We start from the raw sequence: 6,153 nt of genomic DNA, 5'->3' as shown, positions 1-6,153 counted from the left end.
GCGGGAATGGCCTATTTGCTCAATGTGTTCGGCTGAGATCGGAAATCAACCCCTGATTTTATGGCAAACGGTAGGGGTAAAAAGAATGGGCCTCGTGACTCAAGATCGCGAGGCCCATGTTCGTTCGCTGTAGTAATAAATTAGTAGCGTACGAAGATGTAGTTGTTGTTCATACCGGCTGCGACGGAGCTGATGATAACGCCCGTTTTGTAGTCGGAAGCATGGATCATCTGGCCATTACCGATATAGATGCCGGTATGGTAGGAGTTAACCACAACATCGCCGGGTTGCGGATCGGACACACGGGTCCAACCCATGAAAGTGCCGGTGGTGCCCAGACGGCAGTAGCGGCCCGTGAGGCAATAGCTTACAAAGCCGGAGCAGTCAAAGCTGTTCGGTCCAATGCCGCCCCAAGAATAAGCGCAACCCAGCTTGCTATAAGCGCGAGAAACAACGGTACCGCCGTCAACGGACTGGCTCGGTGCGGAAGGCGTCGGAGTCGGAGCGGGCGTCACGGGCTGCGGCGTGGGGGCAGGAGCGGGCGCGGGCGCAGGCGTGTTGCCGCCGCCGTTGTTGGTCGTACCGCCACCATTGTTGGTGTTCTCGGTCGTACCGGCGGTGTCGTTGCTCACCGTGGCCTTTTCGGCGGTGCTGGCATTAATGCCAGCCTGCAGCGCAGCGTTGGCCTCGGCCTCGGCAGCAAGCTCGGCCTGCAGCTGTGAATCCAGGAAGTTCACGACATTCTGGGCCTCAGCCTGCTGGGCATTGAGCTCGTCGACTTTCTTCTGCGTCGCGGCGACGTTCTTCTCCTGCTCGGCCTGCTTATCGGTGAGCTGCTGCTTAAGGTCCTTGACCTCTTGGATGGTCTGGGCCTGCTTGTCGGACACCTTGCCGTAGTAGAACAGACGGTTGAGCATATCGCCCAGATCGTCGACACCCGTCAGGACCTGAAGGAGACTCAGGCCGCCGGTCTTGTACTCACCGGCAACGTAGCTCGAAAGCTTTGCCTGGCCTTCGGCGATCTCTTGCTGCTTTTGCGTAATCTCGCCTGCAGTCTGATCAAGCTCCTGCGTCTGTGCGGAGAGTTCATCGTGAATTTGCTGGGTTTGCGTGCCGATCTGCTCGAGTTTAGTACGAGCAGCGGCAAGGTCGGATGCGGTATCGGCGTAGGCCGGAGCCACGAGGCCCAGGCCCAAAACACAAGCGAGGGTTGCCGTAGCAGCGCAGCGTGCCATGTTTCTGTGCGTGTTTGCTGTGCGCATGTAGCTTCCTTTCCAGTAACTAAGGGTAACGGCTAGTCCACCGTCACCAGGCTAAAGAGCTCAACATCGTCGTCAGTCGGCGTGAGCTTCTTGCGCGGGTTGAGAAACGCAAGCTCAAGGATACAACCGTAGCCCACAAGCTTTGCGCCCATATCACGCACCAGTTTACCTGTTGCCTCGACGGTTCCGCCCGTCGCGACCAAGTCGTCCAGAATCAACACGGTATCTTTAGAGCTGATGGCATCGGCGTGAATCTCGATAGAATCCGTTCCATACTCGAGCTCGTAGCTCTCGCTTATCGTCTTGCGCGGCAGTTTGCCGGGCTTACGTGCGGGTACAAAGCCGGCACCTAGGGCGACGGCCACGGGCACACCGACCATAAAGCCGCGGGCCTCGGGTCCTACGACCTTGGTAATGCCCATATCGGCAAAATGCTCGGCAAGGGCATCCACCATGGCCCTCAGGGCCTCGGGATTGCCAAAGAGCGGTGTGATGTCCTTAAAGACGACTCCGGGCTCGGGATAGTCGGGGATATCGACGATATGAGATTCGAAGTCGTACATGGCGTGACCTTTCATGGATTGCCGGGTGGACGGCGATTATTTACCCGTGTTAGCAGACGGGTTATGCGAGGGGACGACGACCTTGGACGGTTGCACGAGCGACTCCTCGTGCGCGGCAACCGCGGGGACGCTTGCCCCATCGCTTTTAGCCTTGGTGGATTCGGAACGTGCAATCTCCTCATCGAGTGCATCAATGTCGGCGTCCTCGACCACGGCGTTGAGCGACTCAAAGACACGGTTCTTAAGGAGCGCGGTATGCACACCCTCGGTGAGGTCGTGCAGCTTCTTAAAAGCGCGCTCGAGCTTGGCGTCGCGCTCATCATCAGAGGTATCCATGCCGAGCATGCTCACGAGAACCTGCTCAAACATCGAAGACTCGCGGTTTGCCGACGATACGTACTGACGCAGGTTGCGCGGCTCAATGTGGAAGCGCGACAGCTCCGAGCAGTAGCGGATAATCGGGAAATCTCTGCCATCGACGAGCTCTCGGTTCTGCGGGCTCTTGATGATGCGGATAAGATCGTTCTCGGCAAGGGAGCGGATAAACGAAATCTCAACACCGAGCATGTCGGGGATCGTCTCGATGGGGTGCAGCTTTTGCTTGGTCTCCTTGGGCTCCGTCTTAAGCGGAACATCGGACAGAAGACCCACCTCGTAAGCCAAAGTGGACAGGTCCGTTGCGTTTTCCAAGCGCTGCTTAATGACGTTGAGCGGCATGTAGCGGGTCTTCTGCAGGTGCAGGATGACCTCGAGACGGTCAACGTCTTCCTTGGAGTACTGGCGATACCCCTTAGGCGTTCGATGAGGGGTGATGAGCCCCTCATCTTCTAGAAATCTAATTTTTGAGTTCGATAGATCGGGGTATGCGCCTCGAAGTAGATTGACGACTTGGCCGATACTCAGATAGTTGCGTTCGGCCATGCCCTACTCACCGGTTTCGATGCGCTCCGGCGTGCTCTCGTGGTAGATGAGCGTAAACGTACCGATCTGGACGGAAGAACCATCGTGCAGCGGGGCCGCGTTGACAATGGCGCCGTCGACCCAGGTGCCATTGAGCGAGCCCAGGTCCTCAATGCGAGCGCCGAGGCCCTCGCGAATAATGCGCGCGTGGCTACGCGAAACGGTCATGTCATTGAGGAAGATGCCGTTCGCAGGATCGCGGCCGATGGTGGTCACGTCGTCCTCGAGCTCAAAGGCGGCACCAGTCTGCGGACCCTTGACGATGGACAGAACGGGTGCGGTGATGCGCACGTTGGCCATGAGGTCGGGAACGGTGACGTCGCTTGAAGGCACGCGGAATACGCAGGTAGCGTCAGCAGTCTTATCATTCTGAGGCATATTGTTAACCATGTTGTCCATGACAACCCCTAACTTATCGCGGACGTGCCGCAAATAATGAACCGTACGTAATCATACCCCAACGAATCAGTCTTCGATTTCAGGGTTCAGAAAGTCGATGTCCTCGTCCTCGGGATGCGTGAGAGCCTGTTTAATGGCCACTCCGCCCTTAATGGAATAGATGACAGCCGTGAGCATGGAGAAGATCACGCCGCCGTACACAAAGAAGATGCCGAGGGGCACCGAGCTTCCGTTGAGGCCCGGGAAGGCCGTAAGGGTTGAAGGTAAAAGATGCAGGCCGTCAATAACGGGGAACCCGAGCAGCATGAGCGAGAAGCCGGTCATGAGCAGTGCAGTGGCAATCTTTCCGGGAAAGACGACATCGATGGGGCGACGGTGATAATGACGCACGATAAGCGTGCCGATGCCCAGATAGATGTCGCGGCCAATAATGAGCACGCAGACCCAGATGGGCAGCTCTCCGCGGACCACCAGCCCAAGTACGCCGGTGAACAGCAGCGCACGGTCGCAGATGGGATCCATGACCTTGCCGAGCCACGAGACCGTCTTGGTCATGCGGGCGATCTGACCGTCCATCCAGTCGGTAGAGGCGGCAACGGCGTAGATAACGATGGCGATGACGCGGTTGTTATCCGTCACAAACAGGTACAGAAATACCAGGGTGAGGATCAGGCGCGTAAAGGTGATGAAATTGGAGATCGTAAAGATCTTATTCGACGGGTAATCGGAAGTGCCGATAAGCTCCTTTTTGATCTTCTTTTTGATGCCCACAGGACTCCCCCGCTGGTTAACGACAAAACTTTCGATACTATACCCGTTCCGGCGATGTCTATCCAGCGTATGCATAGAGAGTCCAGACATATGGAGGATGCTACTGGGTTGTGCGGGATTCTGCATTTGTGTACATCAGCCTCCAAATATGACATTTTTCGGCATCTTTGATGGCTGATGTACACGTTTTGATTCGGTGATTACATCGATCGGGAAAGTTGTTGCCTTAAGCAAATTAATCATGATGTGCGGGTCGAGAAGGGTTGGCGCCAAAAGAGCCCAACGGCCGTTACGGCTTCGTTAGAAACGCGCCCCACCATGGATGGTGAACCCGAAAGGTAAGGCGCGCGGGCACGGTGACTCGGCCCGCGCTCCCGGAAGAGAAAGGATAAACCCATGGGTTACATGCTCGAGACGCGTGGGCTCACCAAGCGCTTCGGCCGCGGCGACCAGGCGCAGGACGCCGTGGCCGATGTGAGCCTTCATATCCGCGAGGGCGAGGTGTACGGGCTGCTCGGTCCCAACGGCGCCGGCAAGTCGACAACGCTCAAGATGATCTGCGGGATGCTGCGGCCGACGGCCGGGGAGATCCTCTTTGCCGGGCACGCCTGGCGCCGCGAGGACCTCTACGCAATCGGCAGCCTCATCGAGGAGGCGCCGCTCTACCCCAACCTCACCGCGCGAGAGAACCTGCGCGTGCGCACCACGCTGCTGGGCCTTCCCGAGAGCCGCATAGATGAGGTGCTCGCCGCCGTGGACCTCGCGGACACCGGGAAGAAGCGCGCCGGGCGCTTCTCGATGGGCATGCGGCAGCGCCTGGGGCTCGCACTGGCGCTGATCGCCCGGCCACGCCTGCTCGTGCTCGACGAGCCCACCAACGGCCTCGACCCCATCGGCATCGAGGAGCTGCGCGACCAGATCCGCGGCTTCGCGGCGGCGGGTACGACGGTGATCGTCTCGAGCCACATCCTCTCCGAGGTGCAGCAGATGGCGGACACCATCGGCATCATCTGCGGGGGGCGCCTCGCCTACGAGGATGCGCTTCGTCCCGGACAGGACCTCGAGGAACTCTTCATGAGCTTCTGCCGGGAAGGGCGACGAGCGCGCGGGGAGGTGGCGGCATGACGGGTGAGAAAGGCGGCCTGCTCGCGGGCCTGCGCGCCGAGGCCCTGAAGTCGCGCCACGCGGCACCGGTTCGCCTGGCCGTGCTCATGGCGCTGCCGATGCCGCTGCTCGGCGCGATGCCCTACCGGGGCGTGCAGATCTTTAGCGCGTGGAACTACTGGTACGCGCTCTTCCTGCCCGTGTCTCTATCGCTTGTGGTGGCGTGCGTCGCGCGGGCGGACGCTCGCACGCGGATGCGGGGGCTTCTGGGCCTGGGCTTCCCGCTCGGGCGAGCCTGGTGGGCTAAGGCGCTCTGGTGCCTCGCTCTTTGCACGCTCTCGAACCTCGTGGTCTTCGGCATCTACCTCGCGGGATCGGCGTTCTCCTCGCAGGGTCTCACGGCCGCGGGCACGCTCACGATGCTCCTCTGCGCGCTCGCCAACACGGTGACCGCGGCGTGGATGATCCCCGCAGGGCTCTTCCTCACGGCGCGGCTCGGCATGCTCGCGGGCATCTTCTGCCCGCTCGCCGCGCAACTCGTAGGTGGGTTCGCCTGGTCGTTGGTGCCGCTGCCGCAGCTCTTTCCGCCGTCGGCGAACATGGTCATCCCCACGAGCTTCATCCCCGTGCTGCCGAGCGGCGAGCCGCTCGCGGCGGACATGGCGCTCGGCGGGGCGCTCATGGCGGACGGCATGCTCACGCTGGCGGGCCTTGCGGTCTGCGCGCTCGCGTTCGCCGCGCTCACGGCGGCGGGCGCGGCCTGGTTCGCGCGCTCCGAGGAGAGGTGATGGCCATGACACGACTCTCCGACCCGACGCCGCGCATGACTCTCCCGCGGGCCCTGCTCTCCGAGGCCCTGCGCCTGGCGCGCTCCCCGCTCGCGGCGGTGCACCTCGCCTGCGGCCTGGCGGCCGGTCTTGCCTGCGGCGAGTACTTCTCCGTAACCCGATGGGACCCGGCGCTGGGCGCGGACGCCTACGCCCAGTTCCTCGGCGCCCTCATGCCGCTCATGTCCGCCATCGTCTGCGGGCTCGCCGTGGACGAGGAGCGCGCTGCCGGGCGCCTCACCAACCTCACGGCGGTCCCCTCGCGAG

Annotated in this window: 7 protein-coding genes and 1 pseudogene; 3 read left to right on the top strand and 5 right to left on the bottom strand. The window is 60.9% G+C overall.

Features of this window, described 5'->3' with window-relative positions:
- Nucleotides 1-140: 140 nt before the first annotated feature.
- The 5 genes from DW754_RS10650 to DW754_RS10630 form a co-directional block, all read right to left on the bottom strand.
- Nucleotides 141-1,262: an NlpC/P60 family protein gene (locus DW754_RS10650; RefSeq protein WP_117759885.1), complete on the bottom strand. Its 1,122-nt coding sequence runs from the start codon at nucleotides 1,260-1,262 to the stop codon at nucleotides 141-143.
- A 32-nt stretch (nucleotides 1,263-1,294) separates the two neighbouring features.
- Nucleotides 1,295-1,825 carry an adenine phosphoribosyltransferase gene (locus DW754_RS10645; protein WP_199411499.1) on the bottom strand — a complete coding sequence of 177 codons (531 nt, stop codon included), beginning with the start codon at nucleotides 1,823-1,825 and terminating at the stop codon, nucleotides 1,295-1,297.
- 36 nt (nucleotides 1,826-1,861) lie between these two features.
- Complete coding sequence (locus DW754_RS10640) at nucleotides 1,862-2,746, bottom strand: MerR family transcriptional regulator (RefSeq protein ID WP_117759889.1); 885 nt, start codon at nucleotides 2,744-2,746, stop codon at nucleotides 1,862-1,864.
- A gap of 3 nt (nucleotides 2,747-2,749) precedes the next feature.
- Nucleotides 2,750-3,184, bottom strand: a complete 435-nt coding sequence (locus DW754_RS10635) for an FHA domain-containing protein (protein WP_006236002.1) — start codon at nucleotides 3,182-3,184, stop codon at nucleotides 2,750-2,752.
- 66 nt (nucleotides 3,185-3,250) lie between these two features.
- Nucleotides 3,251-3,955 carry a CDP-alcohol phosphatidyltransferase family protein gene (locus DW754_RS10630; protein WP_117759891.1) on the bottom strand — a complete coding sequence of 235 codons (705 nt, stop codon included), beginning with the start codon at nucleotides 3,953-3,955 and terminating at the stop codon, nucleotides 3,251-3,253.
- 396 nt (nucleotides 3,956-4,351) lie between these two features.
- On the opposite strand from DW754_RS10630, the gene DW754_RS10625 reads away from it, so the two are divergent.
- The 3 genes and pseudogenes from DW754_RS10625 to DW754_RS10615 all read left to right on the top strand — a co-directional run.
- Nucleotides 4,352-5,080: a lantibiotic protection ABC transporter ATP-binding protein gene (locus DW754_RS10625; RefSeq protein WP_055250122.1), complete on the top strand. Its 729-nt coding sequence runs from the start codon at nucleotides 4,352-4,354 to the stop codon at nucleotides 5,078-5,080.
- Nucleotides 5,077-5,847 (top strand): hypothetical protein, encoded by a 771-nt coding sequence (locus DW754_RS10620; RefSeq protein WP_117716874.1) that lies wholly within the window; start codon nucleotides 5,077-5,079, stop codon nucleotides 5,845-5,847. The genes DW754_RS10625 and DW754_RS10620 overlap by 4 nt, the downstream gene beginning before the upstream one ends.
- Nucleotides 5,847-6,153 (top strand): annotated as a pseudogene (locus DW754_RS10615) (lantibiotic ABC transporter permease); the annotation flags it as partial. The gene DW754_RS10620 and the pseudogene DW754_RS10615, both read left to right, overlap by 1 nt.

Source organism: Collinsella sp. AM29-10AC, assembly GCF_003469085.1.
Lineage (GTDB): Bacteria > Actinomycetota > Coriobacteriia > Coriobacteriales > Coriobacteriaceae > Collinsella.
Note: the sequence above shows the minus strand (reverse complement) of the source record. Positions and strands in the feature narration are given on the sequence as shown.